This is a genomic window from Bacteroidota bacterium (assembly GCA_008933805.1).
GTDB lineage: Bacteria > Bacteroidota > Bacteroidia > UBA8524 > UBA8524 > SB11.
Window position 1 is genome coordinate 43,856 of record WBUH01000007.1, and the last position, 21,573, is coordinate 65,428.

22 protein-coding genes are annotated in these 21,573 nt (G+C 39.8%); 13 read left to right on the forward strand and 9 right to left on the reverse strand.

Going from position 1 to position 21,573, the window contains the following annotated elements; genetic code table 11:
* Positions 1–6: 6 nt before the first annotated feature.
* Complete coding sequence (locus F9K23_08465; protein ID KAB2916133.1) at positions 7–2,433, forward strand: hypothetical protein; 2,427 nt, start codon at positions 7–9, stop codon at positions 2,431–2,433.
* A gap of 817 nt (positions 2,434–3,250) precedes the next feature.
* On the opposite strand, the gene F9K23_08470 is transcribed toward F9K23_08465, so the two are convergent.
* The 3 genes from F9K23_08470 to F9K23_08480 all read right to left on the reverse strand — a co-directional run bounded on the left by F9K23_08470 (position 3,251) and on the right by F9K23_08480 (position 5,810).
* On the reverse strand, positions 3,251–3,616 hold the full coding sequence (locus F9K23_08470; GenBank protein KAB2916134.1) for a hypothetical protein: 366 nt from the start codon (positions 3,614–3,616) through the stop codon (positions 3,251–3,253).
* 472 nt (positions 3,617–4,088) lie between these two features.
* Entirely contained in the window at positions 4,089–4,619 is a 531-nt protein-coding gene (locus F9K23_08475; GenBank protein KAB2916135.1) for a hypothetical protein, read from the reverse strand.
* 6 nt (positions 4,620–4,625) lie between these two features.
* Complete coding sequence (locus F9K23_08480; GenBank protein KAB2916136.1) at positions 4,626–5,810, reverse strand: hypothetical protein; 1,185 nt, start codon at positions 5,808–5,810, stop codon at positions 4,626–4,628.
* On the opposite strand from F9K23_08480, the gene F9K23_08485 reads away from it, so the two are divergent.
* From F9K23_08485 to F9K23_08495, 3 genes are all read left to right on the forward strand, one after another.
* On the forward strand, positions 5,803–6,699 hold the full coding sequence (locus F9K23_08485) for a hypothetical protein (protein KAB2916137.1): 897 nt from the start codon (positions 5,803–5,805) through the stop codon (positions 6,697–6,699). The genes F9K23_08480 and F9K23_08485 overlap by 8 nt on opposite strands.
* A gap of 74 nt (positions 6,700–6,773) precedes the next feature.
* Positions 6,774–7,019: a hypothetical protein gene (locus F9K23_08490; protein ID KAB2916138.1), complete on the forward strand. Its 246-nt coding sequence runs from the start codon at positions 6,774–6,776 to the stop codon at positions 7,017–7,019.
* A 1-nt stretch (position 7,020) separates the two neighbouring features.
* Positions 7,021–7,335: a type II toxin-antitoxin system RelE/ParE family toxin gene (locus tag F9K23_08495; GenBank protein KAB2916139.1), complete on the forward strand. Its 315-nt coding sequence runs from the start codon at positions 7,021–7,023 to the stop codon at positions 7,333–7,335.
* Here the strand turns inward: F9K23_08495 and F9K23_08500 are convergent.
* On the reverse strand, positions 7,332–7,829 hold the full coding sequence (locus tag F9K23_08500) for a hypothetical protein (protein ID KAB2916140.1): 498 nt from the start codon (positions 7,827–7,829) through the stop codon (positions 7,332–7,334). The genes F9K23_08495 and F9K23_08500 overlap by 4 nt on opposite strands.
* A gap of 89 nt (positions 7,830–7,918) precedes the next feature.
* On the opposite strand from F9K23_08500, the gene F9K23_08505 reads away from it, so the two are divergent.
* A complete protein-coding gene (locus F9K23_08505; GenBank protein ID KAB2916141.1) occupies positions 7,919–8,341 on the forward strand; it encodes a hypothetical protein in 423 nt (140 codons plus the stop codon).
* Positions 8,342–8,358: 17 nt separating this feature from the next.
* Here F9K23_08505 and F9K23_08510 read toward each other — a convergent pair whose 3' ends face one another.
* From F9K23_08510 to F9K23_08525, 4 genes are all read right to left on the reverse strand, one after another.
* Positions 8,359–9,273: a tyrosine-type recombinase/integrase gene (locus F9K23_08510; protein KAB2916142.1), complete on the reverse strand. Its 915-nt coding sequence runs from the start codon at positions 9,271–9,273 to the stop codon at positions 8,359–8,361.
* A 5-nt stretch (positions 9,274–9,278) separates the two neighbouring features.
* On the reverse strand, positions 9,279–10,205 hold the full coding sequence (locus F9K23_08515) for a tyrosine-type recombinase/integrase (GenBank protein KAB2916143.1): 927 nt from the start codon (positions 10,203–10,205) through the stop codon (positions 9,279–9,281).
* 53 nt (positions 10,206–10,258) lie between these two features.
* Positions 10,259–12,496 carry a hypothetical protein gene (locus tag F9K23_08520; protein ID KAB2916144.1) on the reverse strand — a complete coding sequence of 746 codons (2,238 nt, stop codon included), beginning with the start codon at positions 12,494–12,496 and terminating at the stop codon, positions 10,259–10,261.
* 71 nt (positions 12,497–12,567) lie between these two features.
* Positions 12,568–12,981, reverse strand: coding sequence for a hypothetical protein (locus F9K23_08525; GenBank protein KAB2916145.1), 414 nt, complete (start codon positions 12,979–12,981; stop codon positions 12,568–12,570).
* Between the two features lie 443 nt (positions 12,982–13,424).
* On the opposite strand from F9K23_08525, the gene F9K23_08530 reads away from it, so the two are divergent.
* From F9K23_08530 to F9K23_08540, 3 genes are read left to right on the forward strand one after another with little or no spacing between them, the layout of a single operon-like run.
* Positions 13,425–14,612, forward strand: coding sequence for a hypothetical protein (locus F9K23_08530; GenBank protein ID KAB2916146.1), 1,188 nt, complete (start codon positions 13,425–13,427; stop codon positions 14,610–14,612).
* Positions 14,599–15,297, forward strand: a complete 699-nt coding sequence (locus F9K23_08535) for a tRNA-dependent cyclodipeptide synthase (GenBank protein KAB2916147.1) — start codon at positions 14,599–14,601, stop codon at positions 15,295–15,297. The genes F9K23_08530 and F9K23_08535 overlap by 14 nt, the downstream gene beginning before the upstream one ends.
* On the forward strand, positions 15,294–16,769 hold the full coding sequence (locus F9K23_08540) for a hypothetical protein (GenBank protein ID KAB2916148.1): 1,476 nt from the start codon (positions 15,294–15,296) through the stop codon (positions 16,767–16,769). Before F9K23_08535 ends, F9K23_08540 begins: the two co-directional genes overlap by 4 nt.
* 4 nt (positions 16,770–16,773) lie before the next feature.
* On the opposite strand, the gene F9K23_08545 is transcribed toward F9K23_08540, so the two are convergent.
* Positions 16,774–17,199, reverse strand: a complete 426-nt coding sequence (locus F9K23_08545) for a helix-turn-helix transcriptional regulator (protein KAB2916149.1) — start codon at positions 17,197–17,199, stop codon at positions 16,774–16,776.
* A gap of 21 nt (positions 17,200–17,220) precedes the next feature.
* Here F9K23_08545 and F9K23_08550 point away from each other — a divergent pair, with 21 nt between their 5' ends.
* The 5 genes from F9K23_08550 to F9K23_08570 all read left to right on the forward strand — a co-directional run bounded on the left by F9K23_08550 (position 17,221) and on the right by F9K23_08570 (position 21,570).
* Entirely contained in the window at positions 17,221–17,634 is a 414-nt protein-coding gene (locus tag F9K23_08550) for a hypothetical protein (GenBank protein ID KAB2916150.1), read from the forward strand.
* 11 nt (positions 17,635–17,645) lie between these two features.
* Positions 17,646–17,981: a hypothetical protein gene (locus F9K23_08555; GenBank protein ID KAB2916151.1), complete on the forward strand. Its 336-nt coding sequence runs from the start codon at positions 17,646–17,648 to the stop codon at positions 17,979–17,981.
* Positions 17,982–18,001: 20 nt separating this feature from the next.
* A complete protein-coding gene (locus F9K23_08560) occupies positions 18,002–19,768 on the forward strand; it encodes a hypothetical protein (GenBank protein ID KAB2916152.1) in 1,767 nt (588 codons plus the stop codon).
* Between the two features lie 101 nt (positions 19,769–19,869).
* Positions 19,870–20,061: a hypothetical protein gene (locus tag F9K23_08565; protein ID KAB2916153.1), complete on the forward strand. Its 192-nt coding sequence runs from the start codon at positions 19,870–19,872 to the stop codon at positions 20,059–20,061.
* Positions 20,062–20,103: 42 nt separating this feature from the next.
* Positions 20,104–21,570 (forward strand): type IV secretion system DNA-binding domain-containing protein, encoded by a 1,467-nt coding sequence (locus F9K23_08570; protein ID KAB2916154.1) that lies wholly within the window; start codon positions 20,104–20,106, stop codon positions 21,568–21,570.
* Positions 21,571–21,573: the final 3 nt, after the last annotated feature.

Consider the following 21,573-nt stretch of genomic DNA (forward strand, 5'->3'; position numbering starts at 1 on the left):
AAACACATGGCAAACGACTATAGATCATCAGTAATTTGGGCCGCAATAGAGGCACAATTGCGTTCAAAAGACCTTGAACATACCTTACCCGCCATTGTGCACGATCCGTTATGGACACTAAGCACACAATGGAGGATGGGAGAGTTTAAAGGCGAAGACACTGGTTTCCCCCTGATGGCACAGGCTCATGTGCAAAATACCCGTGCCACACGATATGGCCCAAAGTATGGCGACGTTCAACCCATTAGCCAGGATGCTCCTATGGAGTGCATTATAGAACGTGAACAGATTGAAATAGACCTTTCTACACGCCTTCAAATGGGCAGGTATTGGTTTAAGTTGTTGGCATTGCACGGTATGAAGGGCAAATACGAAACGTTGTTTATTACTTATTTTCCTGTTGACGAAGCAACAACACCTGAGCAAATTTGTAATACAGAAGCCCTACAAGTACGGCTACTGGCAGGAACAAGAGCAATTGACGGTTATAAATTGTATGATTATTTAACCAGTTCAACCCCTAATAAAACTGCCGCCGACCTTGAAGCCTATTTACAAAGTGAAACAACCAATTTTCTATCTGGCGACATAACTGGTATCAATACCGCTATTGGGGAGTTCATTACGTTTTATAATCGCCTATACTCGCAACCCGAAACCGATGAATCAGCATGGGATGCCAGCAGGATGGAATACGAGGCGAAACTATCAATGCCTGTCCCCGTTGGTAGCGGTACTGAACAAAAAGTGGTAAAAACGCACCGCTTTTCTGGCGGTAGGCTTAACTGGTATGAATTTGATGCCGATCCTGATACCAACGAATTGATTGAACCTGTGGGTGTAACCATTGATGATAATGTGATTACTGAATTTAAAGCTCAAAGGGTACAAGCCAGTGTTAATTTTTCGGGCATTGCTCCTGAACGCTGGTATAAGGTGCAACAAGGCAATTACAACTATGCGGCAGTACAGCCTGATAAAACAGATGTTTTCAGCATGATAGTGAACGATTTTATTTTTGGCTATAGCAACGATTGGAGTATACTGCCTTTTGAAGTAGATAAAGGCAGTTATAGCAAGGTAAAAAGCATTGTGGTTAAAGATGTGTTTGGCGATTACGTATATGCTGGTGGCGAATATGAACAAAGTCAACCGGGCTATAACGAACTCTGGACTATTTTTACTCTGAACGAAAGCGGCACGCCCAATAATTTTGAGCATAACCTGTTTATCCCGCCCGTATCAGCCAAACTGCTCACCAGTGAACCAATTGAACAAGTGAATCTGTTGCGCGATGACGCTGCGGCAATGGCTTGGGCAGTAGAGAAAAGAATATCAAACGAAATTGGTGGCTCAATGGATGGTAGTGTTGCTGCACTTAAATTATCAGACTACTTGCATCTGCAAGCAATGCTCGACCCCATTACAAGTACTGAAGATCCAGGTCCTGAAGAAGGCATGTTTGATTTTGAAGCCTATGATAAAGCCAAAATACACTACAAGCTCATGAACCAAGCTCCCGAGCATTGGATACCCTTAATCCCAAAACATGTGCCCGGTAGCGATACCAAAACTGAATACTGGCGTTCAAAAGTGCCTCGAATACTGCACAGTAAGCTGGTTGATGAGGAAGAACTAGAATACATTGAACCCCGCACCCGTATTATGCGCTACGGACTTGACACCCCTTTACCACAAAGGCTTTCATTCAAAAGTAACGACGTGCCAAGCGAGGGAGTGCTTGTTAGCCGCTCATATCGTCGTACCCGCTGGTATGATGGCAGTATATGGGTTTGGATGGGCCGCAATCGCAATGCAGGCAGCGGTACCGGACTAAGCGGACTTGAATTTGACATTTTCTTAAAAACAAACGATCGTACACCATTAAAAGAAATAGACATGGCAAACTTATCAGATGCCCAAAGAAGACAGCTATTGCAATCGCTATCACCTTCTTTTATTTACCAAAACCTTACCGAGGCGCAACGTACGGTATTATTACAAGCACTGCCCTCTGCTGAATACTATGAAGCTCAATCGGCAGCTAACCTTGTAGCCGGTTACGACAGCATTGCTGATAACAGCAAAAAACTGGATGTGTATTTTGGCACTGCCAATCATCCCGTGTTTGAATTTACCTACACTACTACGGGTAATGACAACGAAACAATGGCAGGCATCTCTGATGAGGTAGCAAACACCATTGATTTTGTGAGAATTGATACCGATTACTCACACAATTATGCAACTCCAACATTTAAAATCATTAATCCTGCAAATGCTGAGTTTGATGTTACACTTCCTTTTACAGCCCCTGCCGGATTTAAAGTACAAGTTACTTTTACACGACCCGATGGTGATAACGATGCTTTGGTTAAACTGCTGGGTAAATATCAGGATGATCCTATTGAAGTCCAAGCGTCATTACTCTAATACAATTGTTGATTTAACCCTACAAATGAGTTGACTCTATTTTGAGTCAACTCATTTTCTGTAAATAATATGTTTTGCAGTTGGTATTAGTTTCAACTTGCTCATTTTTGTCTGGTGAACATCACTTTATTGACATGCTCAAGTATCCTTCTTTTTTAAAAAAATCAGCGAAGCTGGCCGACAAATTATTTAACACTTTTCTGTAGGTGTGTATGAAGGTTTTGTCAATCCATATTCAGCTGTAAAAAGGAAAAGCAGATAACATAGATTGTATGGGGCAAGACTTAGCGATACAGACTTTAATACCCCATTGTGCCGCACCAGCCTTAATGGGCCAGTTAAAACTGCCGTTAAGTCATCAAATAGTGTTACTTTTGTAGCGAGTCTGGTTACTATTTGAAAAAATTAACACTATTTTCATCACGGCTCAACCGCCCTTCAAAATCAGGTTTTTTTTACCCTTGAGGGATTTTTAAAAGTAATTTTAAAGACGTTTGAAGATTGCGAAATATGCGGAGGCTAAATCCTTAATTTATTATGGATTTTATCAAATACCGGACTCTTTTTACCTTATTATATCTATACGTAAACAGGTCAGAAGTCTGCACTTTGGGAGTGTAGCGTGTTACCATTGCAAAGATACAAACTTAGCTTATTTGCACCCCTCTTCCGCTACAAGCCAAGCTACAGACTTGCGAGAGAGGGATATTTGAACGTTAAAGAAGCTGTAACTGTTGGCTAAACAAAAAGCCCCGATTTCTCGGGACTTCTATAACTTTTTTATACAAAGGTGATAATTTGGAACACGACCGTTCGCTCAATGCTGGAGGTCTCTTTTTTCCATCAAACTTAATTTGGGAGACTTAAAAAACAGTGTAATATATTTACTGTCTACTGTATTTACAAGCATTTCCAACTCCTTATTATCGTTATATTTCATATACAAAATTAAACTGAAAATACTTATATACTTATTTAAGTCATGTCGCTTTTGCTCATCTCCAAGCATACATTTTGCGTACTCCCAATCTTCAATAATCCAAATACAAGGAGCATCTATGTATTCATCCTTAACCTGATCATAGTGCCCCCCAAAATGAACTTCAATTTTTTTATTATCTAAATCATAGCAAAATTTGCATACTCGCTCGTCGTCAAACGAATATCCTATTTTTTTTTTCATATTATACTCATTTATTTTCTAAAAATATGAGCCGCAGGGCTTTTATAATTAACTTTATTCAAGAAAATATCATAACTATTTCTCTCATATTCCAAGTGCATATGATTGAAAGGTGTTCCCCCCACTCTCACAACTCTGTAGCGCAGGCCGTGCGACAGCGACTTGTGAGTGTATCTAAAATAAGTTTGCAACTTATTCATTCTTTTAAAGTAAAACAATATGCTCCCGATTTCTCGGGACTTCCATAACTTTTTTGTACGCAGGTGATGATTTGGGTCATAACCCTTCTTTAGAGCCGTTTTAAGAAACTTTCTCGTGCACAGACATGAAAAACCATCCTTAAATTTCATGAAACTTAAGGATGGTTGAAGTATAGTCTTTTGAAATTTAGACAGTTAAAAAGCCACCAACTATTTTTGACCACTGCCCGGGACTTCCATAACTTTTTTATGCTCAGGTGATAATTGGAACACTACCCGATAGCGGTATATTCTACTTTGCCTATCTTTTTAAATACTTCAATATTACCATTTTGGTTAAATTGAGATGTTTCCACAGTATTACCATCTGAAATTGGTGTGGAAATAATATAATCATTTTTAAAATGGATTTTTACACCAAACGGAGCATCATTACCTTCTATCCCAATTAACTCTATTCCTATAATTTCAGATTCTACAATTTCTTTGAATAGTTCACAATCTGTTACATCAAAATACTCATTTACTATTATACAACTGTCATCTTCAGAATTCATCCACATTTTAATTTTAGGATAAAAATCTTTCCAAGAATATTTATTCTCAGGTAACGACTGATGAAATATATGCGGTAACCAAAGTTCATCTTTATCTACGCTTATTACAAATAATTTACTTGGTTCATCATTGAATACAAAACCAAATGAAATATCAATATCGGCTTCCTTTTCTTCTCCCCACGGTGTCCAAACAACAAGAAATAACCTGCTAACTGTTTTTCTAAGAAGTTCTCTAAATTCCATATAAAACTATTTTATTGGTTTCGCAAGATTATACCAGTTATTTGATGTTTTATTAAGCAATGTAATAAAAGTACCATTGGCTTCTGTAACCAACATCTTACCATTACTAATATACATCATTGCTTTCTGATGTCCATGCCATTGACCAACACGTGTCAGGGCTGGGTTAGCACTATTTAAAAGCTTATTTGCAGCACCCCTTAATTGAGGTAACATCATTTGAAGCTGTTGTGGCGTATAGCCACCAAATCCTAAAGCATCAGCATGTTTTATTAGATGTCCTTTTGCATTATTTCCCCAACTTAATATTTTACTACTCGGCATAGCAATATTTCGTCCTAATGCCTTTGCCATAACATTCCCTAGTAGCTGTGCTCCTTTAGTTACAGGAGGTATAGGCACAAACCACAACTCAGGGTATACTGGTTCCATACGCCCGCTTGCAGGCCCTTTATTTACATACTTACCTGAAAAGACGTTATAATCTCCATTAGCTAACCCACTTTCGTAAATACTTTCAAAATCTTTATCAGGGTCATAATCATCATCACGACGATCTTGTTCAAAAATAAACCCTAGATATTCTTCAATTACATCAAGTGTTTCAAAATTATTTTGAAAGTCACTTGGGTTATAATCTGGGTTTGGCGCGCTGTATGAATACTTTACCGAAAATGTTATCTTTTCTCCTTCATAATTAACATTTGACACCTTACCACCTGCAGAACTTACTTTTTCTTTAAAATCTGCAAAACGGTTATACCTACTCCTTCCTGTAACACTGTTCCAAAATCGTTGAAACCCATTCTTTGGTTCTTCATAGTCTCCATTTGGATCAACAAAATAGATTGGATTATCAAAAAATGCCCGATAGGGACTCCAGCCCGGGGCGATGGAAGATTTAGGGTCAACATTCCACCTTCTACCCAGCCTTGTATCATACTGCCAATACTCTGCTGTATTACTATTACCCGCACCGGAAACCTCATTATCCTTCTCTTGGCCATTAAAGCCGAACCGATACGACTTCGTGCGTTTTTTAGCCTCAAATAAGCCGCCCTTCACAAATAATAGTTGCGGCTGTACAGAATTATATTTGATAGCTGGGCATCCCATTTTGAAGCAATGTAATAAAAACTTATGAAATACATATCTTGCTACATCAGTTAATATCCAACAAAAAATGAGCATTGAATTTATACAAGACAGTCATTCAAAAGGGTTTCTTAAAGAGATAGATGTAAAAGGCAAGAAGTTATTAGTGTTAAATACTCCCTGTTCTTTCAAAATCAGGGACAAGATTATACAGCAATTAAAAGATAGTTACTTACCAAATGAAGAATTAGGGGGTATTCTTTGGGCAAAGCCTACAATAGAGGATGGAACCACAGTATTTGTTGTAGATAAAGTGTCATTCATTAGAAACGCCATTGAGGATAAAGAAAGAACAGATAACCGAAAAAAAACCAATGCGTATCTGCCTGATAATTTAGAATATCTAAGCACCTTTAAAAGCGTAATTGACTCCTATTACTTTCCTATTAAATTTCATACGCATCCAACAAAGAACGATAACCATTTGTCAGAAGTTTTATCGCATATTTACCAGACCGATACCTCTGAACAAGACAGAAGGGAATCAGAAAATCATCATTTAATAGCAAATACAAATTTATTGTTACCAAGAGCCTTAGTGGTCGGAAGCACATTAAGTGCTGAGATTTTTATCGGATTGTATGATGGTTTTATAACCCCCAAAGGGTTTGAGGACAGTAAAGTCATCCTTCAACGACAAAACTTTGATAAGCTATCAAAGCATGTAGCAAATATTACCTTTACGGATAATCAAAAAATAGTTTTGGCTCTTATTTTGGGAGGCTTACTGTTCTTAACCATCAAATACCCCCGATTCAGTATTCCAGTAATTATCAGCATTTTTATTGCCGCCCAGCTTCTCTCACAAAATACTGATTCTGTTGAAACCCCTTATTATTTTAATCGATTAAGACACGGAGAGGGAAAAATATTTATTCCTGATGAAGCCACCGTCAAAGAGATGTTTTCAACTTGGGGAGCATAGGCATTGATGAATTGGTGGGGTTGTGGTATATTTGAGGTACAGTAAACGGTAAAGTTTTTGCTCCTTATAAAAGTATGACTACCATAGAACTAAAACAATCGCTACAAAACTCAATAGATACCATTCAGGATGAGAACTTTCTAAAAGCTGTCTATGCTATGGTGAAAGAGTATCTGAACGGTGAAATTGTCGGTCATATTGGCCGCACTCCGTTAACCCGTGCAGATATACTAAAAAGGGAAAAACAGGCAGATGAAGATATTAAGGCCGGACGTGTTCACACACTTGATGAAGTAAAACAGCGCTTGCTTAAAAAATAGTATGCAGGTATTTTTCTCTGACCAAGCTTTTCTTGACATGGAAGGGGTACGTGAATACTTTGATGAAGTAGCCCCACATAAAACGGATGAAATAGTCCTCTCAATAGTTGACCGGGTTTTTCTACTCGAAGAATACCCATTATCCGGCCCCGAAGAACCATTTTTAAAAAGCATAGGCTTAGACCGCAGATTTTTGGTAGAAGGGAACTATAAAATAATTTACAGGATTGAGGATAACATCTACATTACCCAAGTATTCGATGCGCGACAAGACCCCTTAAAAATGGTTGATAATGAGAATGCTCAACCTATTTAGTGGGATGTAACTTTATGCATTACTTTAGTGTCTTTCACAGAAAGATAATTTGATTTATAAATCACATCCATAGTATCTCTAATAAGAAATCTAAACTCGTTTTCATCTGTTGTATGCGGGAATACATCTTCAATTAGTGATATAACATCAACGCTATAAGAAAACGTATCACCTCGCTTTAGTTCTTTCGGGTAAGTCCCTATCATATCTATTGGGGTAAACTGCATAAAGCGCCCCTTATTTCCAATGGATTGTTTGAACTCAATATAAGGCTCCGTAACCGTTCTGCTATTTTCACTTTTATTGGTTAACTTTATTCCAATAACTGTTCGTTGTCCTGTTATCTTACCAGTTCCTCCATAAGCATCAAAAGCATAATTTAAATTGACAGAAATCTTAACCCGTCCTTGTCTGTTTCTTATTACTGTTACAATATTCCACGCTAATGCTGCTGTGGCGACTATTGCTGCATAAATTGATATATAAACGGTCATTATATTTTTTATGCAAAGTACTCAGTAGTTATTATTCATAAACAATTACTTTTCCACTATTTTCGCATTAGATTAATTCAATACACTCTATGAATATTACTGATATTGCATCAACCCAATACGATGATTTCAAAGGTTTTGTGGCTATGGATTTCCATGATGCCACTAATTACCATGAACTTTGCAAGGATAATGGTATAGAAACGGACGATATTTTTATCCTCGGTATAAAATTCAGTGAACATACTATATCCGGTATAGGTGATAGAGGGAAGTTACACTTTACTATGTATGGCCTGTATAAATCAGAAGCGGGTGATAACTTTGAAGCAATAGAGAGGTATTTAGACGCAAACCGTTCAGTAAAACTAATAGAGCGTGGCGGCTATGTTTCCTATGCCTCATTAGGAAAATATATTAAACGATTTGAAGTTGCCGCTTTCAATAAAGGATTATTAGATAAGTTATCCAATACCAATATAAAGCTCGAAGAAAATAGCGATGAAGAATAATAATTTTTTAAAATTATTCAATCACCCAACGGATGAAACCTATCTATAATCTCCTTTGCTTGGTCATCATCCGTTCTCTTATATTTCACTGTAGTGCTGGGGTATTTATGGCCAGCCATTAGCTGCACCTCATCCAACGGGTGCTTATATACATTCAGCCAGTTGGCAATAACACTTTTGCGTATTTCCTGCGGGGATAATACCTTATCAGGAAACAATACCTTTAAGGGTTCTATCATACCATGCACACCGTCCGGCGTTTCAACCTGCCCGCGAATAGTAATAAACAACGTGTCGCTTTGTAAAAGCTGTAACAGGTGCGGGCGTTCTTCGTGGATATACCGATACAATAAAGTAGCCTGCATAGGGGTAAGCGGTAATCTGCGCGATGCGGTTTTACGGCCTGCCGGAAAATATACCGTGCCGTTATCAAAGTTAATATGTGCTACCTTCATCCGGCATAATTCATCACTGGCAGGGGCTTGATATATCAACAGGGAAAGTATGGCCTTGTTGCGTAGTTCCAAATGGGTGTACCTATTCTCCCGTGCATCAAGCAACGAGTGTAATTCTTCGGGAGTAAACAATACATTGAAGTTTACACCTTTTGCCCGTGTGCCCTTTATTACTATCCCTTTACACGGGTGGTCGGTGCGTACCCCTGTCTCATAGAGATAATCGTAATACCGTTTGAGCGAAGCGAGTTTACGGTTCACAGAATTACTCACCCTGCCGTCTTCACGCGTGTAATTGCGCTTTATAGAAGACAAGTAACGTACAATATCCTGGTACTTGTATTGTTCTGCATTGGGATTGGTACGCAAAAAGTGGTTGAGGTCAAACAAATAACCGTCTGCGGTTTTTGGGGTATGAAAGGCCAGTAAATACTGCCGTAACGTATGCAAAAGTTGTTCGAGTTGTATGTCGGTCATAGGGTTTATTTTTGGGATTGTATGAGTAGCTTTTGTTTCCTACGTTGGATGTATATATGAGAACTATCAATATTGGAATGTCCTAAGAAACTTTGCACAAAATCTATATCTGCCCCTCTATCTACCAAGTGCGTGCTGATGCTTGCCCGCAAGCTGTGCAGGGACAACTCTTTTTTAATCAGTTCCTCGCTACCTGTTTTTTCTATCAGTTCTTTTAAGCGTTCGTTCATGTGGTCGCCTGTCATTCGTTTACCTCTGTCGTTTACTAAAAACGCATGGGTAGGTATTTTGCCGTTCTCCACATAGCGGGTGCGTTCTGTATTGAGGTAGGTTTTAAAGTCCTGTATAACGGCTTCGCACAATACCACACTCCGTGTTTTTCTGCCTTTACCTTCCCGCACGGAAAGCCGTGCTTTGGATAACTGCACATCGTACATATCCAGCCAATGTATTTCTGTGCGGCGTAAACCTGCACCATAAGCACAGGATAGAAGGGAACGGTCGCGATACGTTTCGCAGACTGCGTATATCTTTTTTATTTCTTCTTCGGTTGCTATTTGGCGGGGCTGGTATTTCGCCCGCAGTTTTTTAGGAAGCAGGACAATGGCATCAAGCGCACCTGTTTCCAATAAAAATTCAAAGAAGCTGCGGATGGCTAAAAAGTGTGTGCCTACAATACTGCTTTGGCTCAGTCCTCCCTCCCGTCGCCTATTGGGGCGGGTTTCTAAATACCCTGCATACAGGTTTACATGGCGGGGCAATATATCCTGTACCTGTTCTACTTGGTTTGTTTCCAACCATGAGAGGAATTCAAGCAGGGCGGATTTATACGCACGGGCTTGCCCACCGCTTAAATTCTTCGCATCAATCATCACCAAAAAATCAGCAAGGTGTTTTTTATACTGGGGATTTTCTATTGTAAAGTGTGCCATGTGGTGTACCGGGTTTGAGTAATTGGCGTATATATTTTTAAAAACACGGGACGCTACGCCTCCGACTCTTTGGGGTCAAAAGAGTTAGCGTCTCGCGGCGGTGTTCTGAGGACCTCAATCTGTGCATACAGGTTAGATTTGATGCTTTCCCGTAATTGTTGATAGTCGTCTGTATTAGTGAGGTAATAGAAGTATTGTTTGTTCTTATAACCGCCTGTAACGGTGATGTATTCAAGGCTACGCAACTCAAACAAGAAGCGCGAAACGTGGGCTTTGGATAATCCAAAAGCCAAGCGGATTTCCCGCTGGGTAAAAGCTGCCTGCTGTCCACCTTGTTTTTCTTTCAGGTAGGTTTTTAAACGTTCATAAAACTGGCGCAGGGAATTATCAAAATCATCGGCCTTTAATACAATGGCATCAAAAAATATCCTGACGGCAAGCTGTATGTCGTCTATTTCAGCAATGATGCGGTTTTTATCATCGCTTTTTCGTTGGTACTGGTTCACGTTCGCCACTAACCCGATGAAGGAGTTAAACATCGGCGCCAGCCTGCGCTGGTCTTTCAACTCTTTGGGTAGGGTAATATATTCGGCGTATGGGTTAATGACTTCACGGGCCTGCAACATCCGAACGATGTCACGGATTTGTTGCCGGGCAAGGTATTGTTCTTCTTTGTCTATTTTTCCTGCTGATAGTTTGGCTAAATAGGCATTGATGCGTTCGGTCTGCTCCGGGCTTTCATCCACACTGAAAAGCAAGGAACGGGAAGCGTTATCGAAGTAAATGGTTGGGTTGGTAGTGGCTGCCAAACTGGAAAAGTGCCCCTGTACCAGTTTTACTTCTGCCCTGACGTTGCCGAATTTGTCTTTTTTCGATAGGGAAGAATACAGCTTTTTAAAGCTGATAAGTTCCCGTAAGGCATACAATGCTTCGCGCGGCATCCCGTCCATGTCCTGTATCACCATTATTTTGTTTACCAGTTGTTGCTCGTCAAAATGAAAGAAGGATTTAGCGCTGGCTCGGGTGATTTGTAAAATATCATCTGTGGGCATACAGGCAGCAATACCGTTAATTAAATGGCTTTTGCCACTCCCACTTACCGATACAATAACAGCATGCAACGGCTCAGGCATTTTGTAGGACAGGGCGATTAAAAACAATGCAAGGCGTGTGTTTTCTTCGCCTACAATACCGCTTTTCTCTAACAAGGTGTTGATGGTTTCAAGCAGGTTGTTTTTTTGCAAGACTTCAACAGCATGGGATTGCCGTTCTGGGGTAATTTCTTCTTTAGCCCTGTTGCCTTCGGGTCTATAATCTTCAAACTGCTTTTCGCGGTGGGCTTCAAGCAGTGCAGTAAGGTCTACAAGGTCAAGGGCGATTAATTCTTCTGGTATAAACTCTTGACTGCTTAACCCCTCACTATATTTTTGCACCTGCGCCGTATCAAACAGGTCGAGTTTGCCTCTGAATTTTTTAAGGTGGGCGTTTTGGTAAAACAGGGTTACTTTCAGGGTAGCCAGGTCTTTGTCGAGATTACCGACCACCTGCCACTCTCCGCCAAAGCTCGCCTCCAGTGTGAGTTTATGGGGGTGTACTATATAAAGGGTTCTTTGCTCTGTTTCTTCTTCTGCAAGTGCGGGGGCTTCTTGCTTTTCATCAACAGTCCCTAACGCATTAATAATGATTTCTTTCTGCACCATTGAAATGCTTTCATCAAATACCAGGCTGCCGTTTTGATAAAACGGTTTTGCTATACCGATTTGCAGGGGATTGAGCTTTGCGCCGATGGCAAACATACAAGCGGTATCAAGGTTTATCTTTCCGTCTGCGATGAAAGCAAGGCAAGCGGTAAGCTCACCGAATAGGTGCAAGGTTTTGGCGTGTGGGTTAACTGCGGGATAGGTTCCCTGTACCTTATTTAACAAGGTATCAATGGCAAGCCCTGTTTCGGTTACTTTAAGAGCCATCAGGTTTACAGGGTTGTGGTCTGTATCGTACAGTGGTAGCACCAACTGCTTTTTACCAAACCAGCGGTAGCCGCTGTTCATCACCCGAAGTAGTCTGGCGGCTTTAAGTTCTAAAGCGTACTCATCGTCTTTGCTGTGATGGGCTTTTCCGTTGTTGTAGCCTATGTCTTTAATAGCCAAAACGTGGATGCGACAGGTATGCAATACTTCCTCCCGCACTTTATGAAAACCACTGAGTGCCTTCCTAAAGTGAGGCAATAGCTCCTTCAAAAGTTTACTAGTGTGATAAGGATTTTCTTCTGAATCGGGTAAAAGTGTTTCCATAAAAAGGTAAAAGCAAAAATAGTAAATATTCTCTATAGAGAATATTTGCTATTTAAAATATTCAAATAAAATTACAGGTAGTTTTCCATGCCATCAATGCATTCAAAGCGTTCAAGGCATTTAGTGTACCGGGCGTGCAGTTCTTGCAGGTGGGTTGCCCCGGGTTCCTCGCCGTTGTGATAAGCGATGTGCAATTCTAATTCACTGATGAATTCTTTTACAGCATTTGCAGGCCCTGCCACACGGTAGGGTTCGTTGTGGCGTTCTGATAGGTCTTCAAAGGTTTTCACCATTTCAGTGGCTTTTGCAATAAGAGCGTTGGTGCTGGTGAACTTAGAGTTTGGCACTTGCCTTACATTTTTAGAGACGGTAAAGAGACCAGTAGGACGTTCAAGGTTCAAATGCCTTTCACTGGCAACCCGGTAAAAGTTTACAGGGTCAGGTTCAGGTTTTTCATCTGGATGGGGAGTAGATGTAGTATTCATAATAGTATTGATTGAGAAATCATAGGATTTGACGGCGGCAGCTTTTGTGCCTTTATATAAGATAGTATGCTTATACGCGTCACTCAGATTTCCACATTTGATTGTGGTCTGCAATTTGTTATATTGTACTCAGAACTTAAAGAGGTTTGGGGCACTTATCTTTAGCAAGCCCGATAAGATTTCACCTGACACTGTGCCCGTCTGCAATCAACATCCAGGGGTTAACGCCCTTTAAACAGGTGCGTTGCAATTGCTTCAGTGCCCCCTCCTCACAAGTTTCTTTATACTTTACGCCGCTTACCAAGCGGCTTTTTTGTTTCAAAGAGCAATACAAAGATAAGAGGTAAACTTTAACAATCAATAGAATAGTACAAAAATCAACTAAATAGTTTTTTATTGTATGTATCATAAATTTTTATCAAATTTGTACTAAATTATAAGAAATGGCAAATTTTAAAAATCCCATGACTGTATCCTTTGGGCTTGCTCTGAAAAAAACCAGAGACCTTTTGGCAATTTCAAATGCAGATGAATTTGCTAGGGTACTTAATCTTGGTACAACCTACTATCGGTCTGTTGAAGCGGGGATAAATAATTTATCGCCTTTCCACAGTTTAAAAATCATTGAAGCTTTTCAAAGAAGTACCAGCAACCGTAAAATCAGCTATGAAGCATTATCAATATTTTTGACTACCCTTTCTTATATTGAATCTTTGGTAAAAGCGGATGAAAATAACATTACGACTGAGGAAAAATATATCTTTTATATAAAAACCATTAAAGAGCAGGCAGATTTAAAACTCAGCGCATTACTTAGTCTTTTTCAATTAATTATTGAAAAAAGCCTTCAAGGAGATGCGGAAATGGATACTTTAATCCATGAAACAAAAACTGAAAAACAAGTATGGGAATATCTCACCAATTACCACTCGTTTAATAAATCATCTAGTGAAATACAAAGCTCGATAAGTGAAAATTTCTTGAGCGACGTTCCTACTATATATTTTGACTTTTTAAGTGATACTAAAGAAAGCCTAATGCGCTTACCTGTGAGAATAGGGTTTAAGGGGTTATGGCAATGGGAAGAGCGCAATCAGGATAATTTTGTTGAAATGATTTGTCTCATTAAAAATGCTGAAAATGTCGTCAGTTGGGAGAATCTAAAACGGTATAAATACAAACACCTATGGAAGGATTTTGAAATTGCTAAATTCATGTGTGTTACAAACCTCCCAAAATCAAAGCTTTACTCTGATTTTAAAAAAAACCTGCATAAATCATTAAATGACAGTAACGAAATAACTCTATTGAAAGAGTTTGATGACAAAGTGGCTAAAGTTAAGTTTGAAACACTCCCTGACCCATACTTGAAAAATAACACTGAACAGATAAACGACGTTCTCACAGGTAATAGTTACGACCCAGATGAACCAGGAAAAAAAACTTACGATGCTATTTGGATATTCACAATGAAAAATAAGCAAAGTATAGGATTTTTGGCGGTAATGGATGACAAAACCAAGCAACTTGTGGAAGGAATAAGTTTAACATATAATGAATCAATAAACAAATTGGAGAGTTTAAATTCTTTATGGGCCTCGATTTCTGAAACAAACAATGGCAACAAGTAAATATAAAGTGAGAATATATGATGTTGTTCCTGAAGATAAGCGAAAGGAAATCTATGAGTATAGTGCTTGTTTAGGGGTAAGTATAAATAATGTTAATTATTGGGATAACGAAAAACTAACGGCACTATTATCTTGGATAAATTCAAGATTTAGTGAATGCGCTATCGTAATTGCCGATAAATTACACAGGCACAATGTTAAAATATTTAATAATAATAGTGAAGAAGAAGGGATAGAAACAGGTTTAAAATTAGGAAATGAACTTAGTAAAAATTTCTTGACAATAGTGTCTTCATTGACAGACTGTAAGTTTAGAATATATAGATGGCAAGATATAGCTAACGAGAAGGGAACTAAAGATGAATTAACAAAAGTTTATCAGGCGTATAGTACTAATTCAAGTTTTGCCAGAGTAATTGAAAAATCTGCTGAGGAATTTTTATTTCGGCAAAAAGAGAAAGGACTTGAACTTAAAGTTCGTCATGAGGAGGCCATTAAATTATCGTGTGATTATATCTTAGAGGAGATGGCGTATTTTGGAGTTGCTGTAAATTTAGGTTATGTGGTACAGCTTTATCCGGGTACACAGTTGCAAATTCTAAAACTTTTAGGTAATGGTAGATATCAAGATATTAATCTTCACTTAAGTAACGGATTTTTTGTTGATTTAAAAATAAAAAAATGACAACAATAGTACTGGTAGCAATTCTCCTTTCCTCAATTTTTTATATAGGAATTGGGCTTGTTCTTGGCAAGAACAACAAATCTTTGGGTGATTTATTCCCTATACTTGGTAACCGAAACGCACGGGTCGAAACCTCTAATGAATTTAGTAAAAGTACAGTCGCAACGACCGTCAGCCTCGCTACTATTGTTTTAGCATATTTTGAGTTAGCAGGATATTTTGGTTTATACCTCTTATGGACGGCTGTTACAACGGCAATAGGAATGCTGCTGCTCCAATTATTTATTAACCGTATATGGGAAAAGCTCAATAAATTTGACCACCGGCCAACAATGCATGAGTTTCTTGGCAGAGAATACAATTCTCCGTCAATGGCCTTTATTGCATCATTGTGTACCAGCTTGGGTTTTTTGCTTATTTATGCCACTGAGTTAATTGTGGGCTCAAAATTTCTCGCGGGCCTTGTTCCCCAAATACCCGAATGGACTACTGTTATTTTTTTATCCTTAGTGGGCTTTGCTTATACAATGATTGGCGGTTTCAGGGCTGTTATTAAAACCGACCAATGGCAAATGGTCTTTATCTGGTTCCTTATAATATCATTGGGCGGGTATTACATTTACCACCTCATACAAGTCCCCGATATGTCTGCTGAATTTGCAAAAGCCCCGAAAGGGGTTTTTGACTTGTCTTACCGACCGGGTCTTGTTTATTTTCTTTTTGGTATTGCAATAATGAACATTCCTACACACATCGCTAATATGTCTGTATGGCAGCGCATTAGCGGAGCCCAAAATCCTGAAACGGTTACTGAAGGTGTCAAAAAAAGTATTTGGGAAATTTTCTTTTCGTGGAGCTTGATTTCGTTATTAGCTTGCTTTGCCTATTTAATTGTAACTCCTGCCAGTAACCAGTCTCTTTTAATGGAACTTCTTACTGTACTTTCAACCACCATAATTGGGAAAATTATATTGTTCATAGTAGTACTAGGACTTTTCGGCGCAATGTTATCAACTGCCTCAACAAATTTATTAGTAGTGTCCCATACATTATCTGAGGATGTATTTTCTAAATTCAAAAACAAAACTGTAATTGAAAGGGCCGATTCTAAACAAGAGTTGATTAAGTCAAGAATACTGTTGGTTGTATCGGCGTTATTGGCGGTTTTTCTTGTAGAAGGTCTAAAATATTTTGATTTCAGTATTGCAGATTTGGTGTTTGCCATTTATGGTGGCTCACTGTCCTTATTCCCGCCAATTTTATTTGCATTACTATTAAATGAAAATAAGCTTAAAACTTTGTCTTCATTTGCAAAATACTCGGTAATACTTGGCTTTTTATGCGGTTGGGGTGCTGCCATCTATGGAAAAATAATTGGTGATGGCAACCTGATTTTTCTCTCTCCGTGCCTGAGTATAGCTGCCTCAGCTTTGGTGTTGGGTATTGGATATTGGCTCAAAAAAAATAAATAAGCAACTACCGTTTCTTTCTACCTCTTTTAAGGTCGCTGTGTTCCTTCAAAAACACATCAATGGTCATTAACAGGCTTTTGCGTTTTTCTTTCGGCAAAGCTTCAATGGCCTGTAACTTATCTAATAAAGATTGATTTGCCTTTGTCGTATCTCTAAAAAGTTCGGCAAGGGGAATAGCCAAGGCAACCGCCACTTTTTCAAGTGTTTTCACATTCGGCGGTGTTTTGCCGTTCTCAAGTTCGGAGAGCCTGGCTTGCATTAAGTCCGCTTTTTCACATAACATCTTTTGGGTTAACCCCTGCGATTTGCGTATGCGCTCAATGTTTTGCCCGATGATTTTCTCAATCTCCATTACGGCAAAGATATTCATTCTTACCTGTTGAATGAATACGCCCTCAATCCGGTAAACCGATTTCCATTTTCTAAACAATCACTTTATAAATCAAATTTTATGAAAACCACAACAAACACCGAACTACTCCACCGGGAGCTAACCCAAAACACACTGGCGTACTTGTACGAATCCCTCGAAACCATCCGCCACGAAATCCAAACCGAGTACACCTATAACATCGATGAAAACGGCTTTTTGACAAAAGAAGCTCGCGAACGCATTTTGCAACTGGAACAACAAGAGCGCGATGCAAAAAAGAATATAAAAGTATTAGAAATGCAGCGTGATGGATTTAGTCCTGCAAAAAATATCCCAAGCTACACACCCGATATAGAAGATAACGAATTCGATTTTGTCCGGCTGCTTGACCAGCTTGAAGAAGAAAGGCGCACTGAGCTTGCCCTAAAAGAAATTCAGGAAGCTCGTGACCGAAGCCAATCAATAGAAAAAGACTATGAATTAACCCGCTAATACAAACCAATATGAAAAACGAAACCGCACAGCAGGTACAAAAATTAACAGAAGAATATGACATGGCAGCCCTTAGAGTTGACGAATTGCTCATGGAAATCCACAGCAGCGAAGGACATATGGGCACACCTGAGCAGTCCCGTGAATTAGAACTGTTAGTGAAGAAGACTGAAATGCTCCTTCAAACCATTGAAACTTTAAACGAGCAAATTGAAGAAGAACAGCAGATTGACCCGCACACTCTGCTTGAAGGGCGGGAAAGACTTGAGTTTAACCGCGCAGTCCTTGACGAGCTAAAAGAAGTCAGGGCACGGGGTGCATCCCAAGACCTAGAAATCGAACGATAAACCATTAATAAAATACATCTATGAAAAAGCTCTTTCAAAAATCTAAGCAAGCTGCCCAGAAGCTCATCGCAGCCACCTTTCAAAAGGAATTGCTCACAGCAAGAGCCGCAGCAGCAAGAGAAGCATTGTTCACCGATACCGGAAAAAGAACCCTTGCCGATGGCATCGGCAGTATCGCGGCGGCGTTCAATTCGTTATTGGTAAACTGCTACCAGCTCCTCTTTTCTTTTACAGTTTTTACGTTATCCCAAGTACAGGCACAAATAGAGGACTTAAAAACACTCCGCGATGAATACGAACGGGAACGGGCACTACATCAGGCCAACCTAAACGGCTATGCATCTTTGTCGGGTGTACTGTTGCGGTCTTTCCTGTTTGTACTGACGGCAGTGGTTATCGCCACTGGAGACGTAACGATACTTTCAAGTGCTTTACAACTGTTTACTACAAACCTGCTTTCTGCTCTATTACTTTCCATAGGGGTATGTGTCTCGTTGCTACTTCTGCCCGCGCTTTCCTGCATCCTTGCACAGCGTGCCTCATCGGTTAGGTGGCGAAGACTTATAGAATGGGGAAGCTTCTTATTTGTATCACTAATTTTCGTTTTGCTTATTTATGCACGAAGAAGTTTTGATGAGGCGACTGGGCAAGAACAAGATGGGTCAGCCTACCTGTTTTATTACGGGTTCAATTTACTCAGCTACGTGGTGTTACACCTGATGGCCAAGCTGTTGTTGCTACCTGTACTTAATGATTTGAAGGAAGCCTGGGCGCGCCATCTGGAAAAAAGGAAAATAAAAAAACTGACCCACACCATCAATCACATTAACAACCAAATCGCAGCCAAACAGGAAGAAGCCGACCTGCTTATTAATGCCGATGCTGTGGCCGTTTTAATGGAAGAACAAATCGCCCGCCTGTATAGCCAGGTGGTGGCAGCTTTCCGCGAAGCCTACCGCACCCATGCACGTTACGGTTTTCCCGATTGGATGGCTGATGAAGAACCCAATCTTGATTTTATCGTAAAAGGCAAACAGCCGTTGAAAGCTACTTCGGCTTCGCAGGATAGGTTTACCAATACCCGTACGTCTATTGGCTTTAAAATAATAGGGCTTACTGCTCTTATCGGGCTTTCTTCCTGTTCCCTAAATGAACCCAAACCGACACGATTTGTAGGGATACTGTATGACCAAACCGCCTACGATACGTTGCACGTAACAGGTAGGGATGTACTAAAACTCTCCGGCCTGCATGAAGACCACGACCGCGGCGTGGAAGTGCGCATAGTAACAATAACTGCCAAACAGTTTTCGTCTATGTGCACGTATTCACTTGAAAGCGTATCAGCCCTCACCTCTAATGCTACAAAAAGGCCCGGTGCGGTAGCTTTGTTTGAGCGAGGGATAGATTCTTTGATGGATGCTATACCTTCTGTAAGTAACGCATTAAAAGACAGCTCACGTATTTTTTATAAACTCTCGCAGGTGGTACGGGAGTTTGTAGCTTGTTCTTTATGCAGTGAAGGGGTGATAGTTGCGCAAACGGATATGATGGAATTCACGGGGTTATTTTCTTCGTATGCTGATATAAACTCCCTCACAAGTCATCACCCACAGGTAGTTGAGATATTGCAAACAGCCTATCCGTTGCCAAAATTTACAAAACCGCTCCGAATTATAATTACCCATAACCCGCCGCTTTCACAGGAGGCTGTGTTTGCGTTTATGATTGGCGTGCTTAAAGACTACTTTGCCCGCTCGAATGTAACAGTGGAAGTCACTCCGTAGGTTGCGGTATGCTGACGGCGTGTTATGATACCGCAAGCAATCCGGCATCCCGGTAAAATCTCCAACGTTTCGGCAATTACAGTTCTAACTCTATTTAATACATGAAAAGCCCTCTTGCATGGGTGTTTAAATCCCGTTTATTTATGGGGAAACACCTGTTAATCGGCATCATCAAAGACAGTACGACAAAAACCTACAGCACTCAAAAAGTAACAACCAATACAGGTATCGCAACGGAAACAATTATCCTGCTTTTTGCTATTGCAGGCTATATCTACCTGAACGTTCATTGACAATTATTCTCTAAAACATTCACTTTCTAAATAATATCAATTATGAAATTCGAAGACTTCTTAAAACTACTATATGAGATTATCTCTATCATCCTCACGCTATTGTGGGAACTTGCTAAATTTCTGTACAGCTTGATTACCGGATGGAAGCCAGAACCTCCCGAACCCGAACTTAATAACCAGTACCAAGCGGCCTTAGCTCCTGTGAAAGAAGTGTTGAGCCAAGACGGAGACGGCTTTTGTCTCGGGGGCAAGTACTGTACTTCGGCACATACCGCCCTGCAAGGGGGGATTGCCATCGGTGGGAGCGGCTACGGCAAAACCAGTTGTGTGTTGCAACCCACATTGTACAACATGGTTGACCACTCCGTTATCATTCACGATAGTTCACTGGAACTGGCAAAAAATACACTCGGTTTCCATCACTTCCATAATTTTGGAATTAAAATATTAAATTACGATAAACCGCAAGTAAGCGATGGGTATAATCCAATTTCGCGTGTTCGCGGTATTACCGATGCTCAAAAGGTAAGTAACTTGCTCATCCGAAACACCCTCGGCAGTGGCAATGGCTCTGATAATTTTTGGAATTTACAGGCATCGGCTTTTTTGACAATGTTAGTATTACTTGTATTAAAAGAGCAAAAGCAGGAACTAAGGAATTTAACCAACGTAAAATATTTACTGGATAATTATTCGTCAGGGTCTTTGGATAATTTGGTTGCCAAAAGCGGCGACCGTTTCATTATTCAGGAATACAAAAACTTTTTAAGCTACGACCAAAAGGTGATTAGCTCCATTGTGGCCACCTGCCGGAGCGCATTAAACCTGTGGAACTCACCCAATATCCAGTTGTTAACCTCGTTTGACAGTATAGATTTTAAAGCATTCAGAAAACAAAAAACCGCCCTCTATATTCAAAACAGTACGTTATCACTGCCATTTTATTCTGTTATAACCTCTATATTTTTTGAGCAGTTTTTCGCAGAATTAATGGAGGAGCTACCCCATGAAGACGACCTACACACTTACTTTCTCATTGATGAATTTTCCAGTTTATACATTCCGTCCATACAACTGGCGGTTAGTAATCTACGGAAATTTAAAGCGAATTGTTTTTTGGTGGTGCAAAGTGAACACCAGATTAAGCATGTCTATGGGGAGAATCAGGCAACCGCCATACTACAAAATATGTACTCGCGTGTTTATTTTCCGGGGCAGGATATGCAAACCTGTCAGAGTATTTCCAGTCGCTTAGGGAAAAGGGAAGTGGAAATTGAAGATGAAGAAACAGGTAAAAAAACAAAGCGAATTAGGGAATTATTAACCCCGCAGGAAGTTTATGAATTGGGCCAAAACAGGGCACTGGTTTTTGTTGGTACTAAGGCAATATACACCAATATGTACCCCTTCTATGAAAACAAAAAATTAAAGCAGTATAGTCAATTACCTGCCCCTGAAATAACCTCGAAGTTACCCTGGCAAACTGTTCCGCTTATCACATTGTAACGG

Excerpts from the sequence above, each read along its gene's own strand:
- F9K23_08525 (KAB2916145.1), bottom strand. The coding sequence starts at position 12,981 with ATGAATACTACATCTACTCCCCATCCAGATGAAAAACCTGAACCTGAC.
- F9K23_08500 (KAB2916140.1), bottom strand. The coding sequence starts at position 7,829 with ATGACCGTTTATATATCAATTTATGCAGCAATAGTCGCCACAGCAGCA.
- F9K23_08475 (KAB2916135.1), bottom strand. The coding sequence starts at position 4,619 with ATGGAATTTAGAGAACTTCTTAGAAAAACAGTTAGCAGGTTATTTCTT.
- F9K23_08540 (KAB2916148.1), top strand. The coding sequence starts at position 15,294 with ATGACAACAATAGTACTGGTAGCAATTCTCCTTTCCTCAATTTTTTAT.
- F9K23_08480 (KAB2916136.1), bottom strand. The coding sequence starts at position 5,810 with ATGCTCATTTTTTGTTGGATATTAACTGATGTAGCAAGATATGTATTT.
- F9K23_08495 (KAB2916139.1), top strand. The coding sequence starts at position 7,021 with ATGCAGGTATTTTTCTCTGACCAAGCTTTTCTTGACATGGAAGGGGTA.
- F9K23_08530 (KAB2916146.1), top strand. The coding sequence starts at position 13,425 with ATGGCAAATTTTAAAAATCCCATGACTGTATCCTTTGGGCTTGCTCTG.
- F9K23_08560 (KAB2916152.1), top strand. The coding sequence starts at position 18,002 with ATGAAAAAGCTCTTTCAAAAATCTAAGCAAGCTGCCCAGAAGCTCATC.
- F9K23_08550 (KAB2916150.1), top strand. The coding sequence starts at position 17,221 with ATGAAAACCACAACAAACACCGAACTACTCCACCGGGAGCTAACCCAA.
- F9K23_08505 (KAB2916141.1), top strand. The coding sequence starts at position 7,919 with ATGAATATTACTGATATTGCATCAACCCAATACGATGATTTCAAAGGT.
- F9K23_08485 (KAB2916137.1), top strand. The coding sequence starts at position 5,803 with ATGAGCATTGAATTTATACAAGACAGTCATTCAAAAGGGTTTCTTAAA.
- F9K23_08520 (KAB2916144.1), bottom strand. The coding sequence starts at position 12,496 with ATGGAAACACTTTTACCCGATTCAGAAGAAAATCCTTATCACACTAGT.
- F9K23_08515 (KAB2916143.1), bottom strand. The coding sequence starts at position 10,205 with ATGGCACACTTTACAATAGAAAATCCCCAGTATAAAAAACACCTTGCT.
- F9K23_08465 (KAB2916133.1), top strand. The coding sequence starts at position 7 with ATGGCAAACGACTATAGATCATCAGTAATTTGGGCCGCAATAGAGGCA.
- F9K23_08510 (KAB2916142.1), bottom strand. The coding sequence starts at position 9,273 with ATGACCGACATACAACTCGAACAACTTTTGCATACGTTACGGCAGTAT.
- F9K23_08570 (KAB2916154.1), top strand. The coding sequence starts at position 20,104 with ATGAAATTCGAAGACTTCTTAAAACTACTATATGAGATTATCTCTATC.
- F9K23_08565 (KAB2916153.1), top strand. The coding sequence starts at position 19,870 with ATGAAAAGCCCTCTTGCATGGGTGTTTAAATCCCGTTTATTTATGGGG.
- F9K23_08470 (KAB2916134.1), bottom strand. The coding sequence starts at position 3,616 with ATGAAAAAAAAAATAGGATATTCGTTTGACGACGAGCGAGTATGCAAA.
- F9K23_08555 (KAB2916151.1), top strand. The coding sequence starts at position 17,646 with ATGAAAAACGAAACCGCACAGCAGGTACAAAAATTAACAGAAGAATAT.
- F9K23_08490 (KAB2916138.1), top strand. The coding sequence starts at position 6,774 with ATGACTACCATAGAACTAAAACAATCGCTACAAAACTCAATAGATACC.
- F9K23_08535 (KAB2916147.1), top strand. The coding sequence starts at position 14,599 with ATGGCAACAAGTAAATATAAAGTGAGAATATATGATGTTGTTCCTGAA.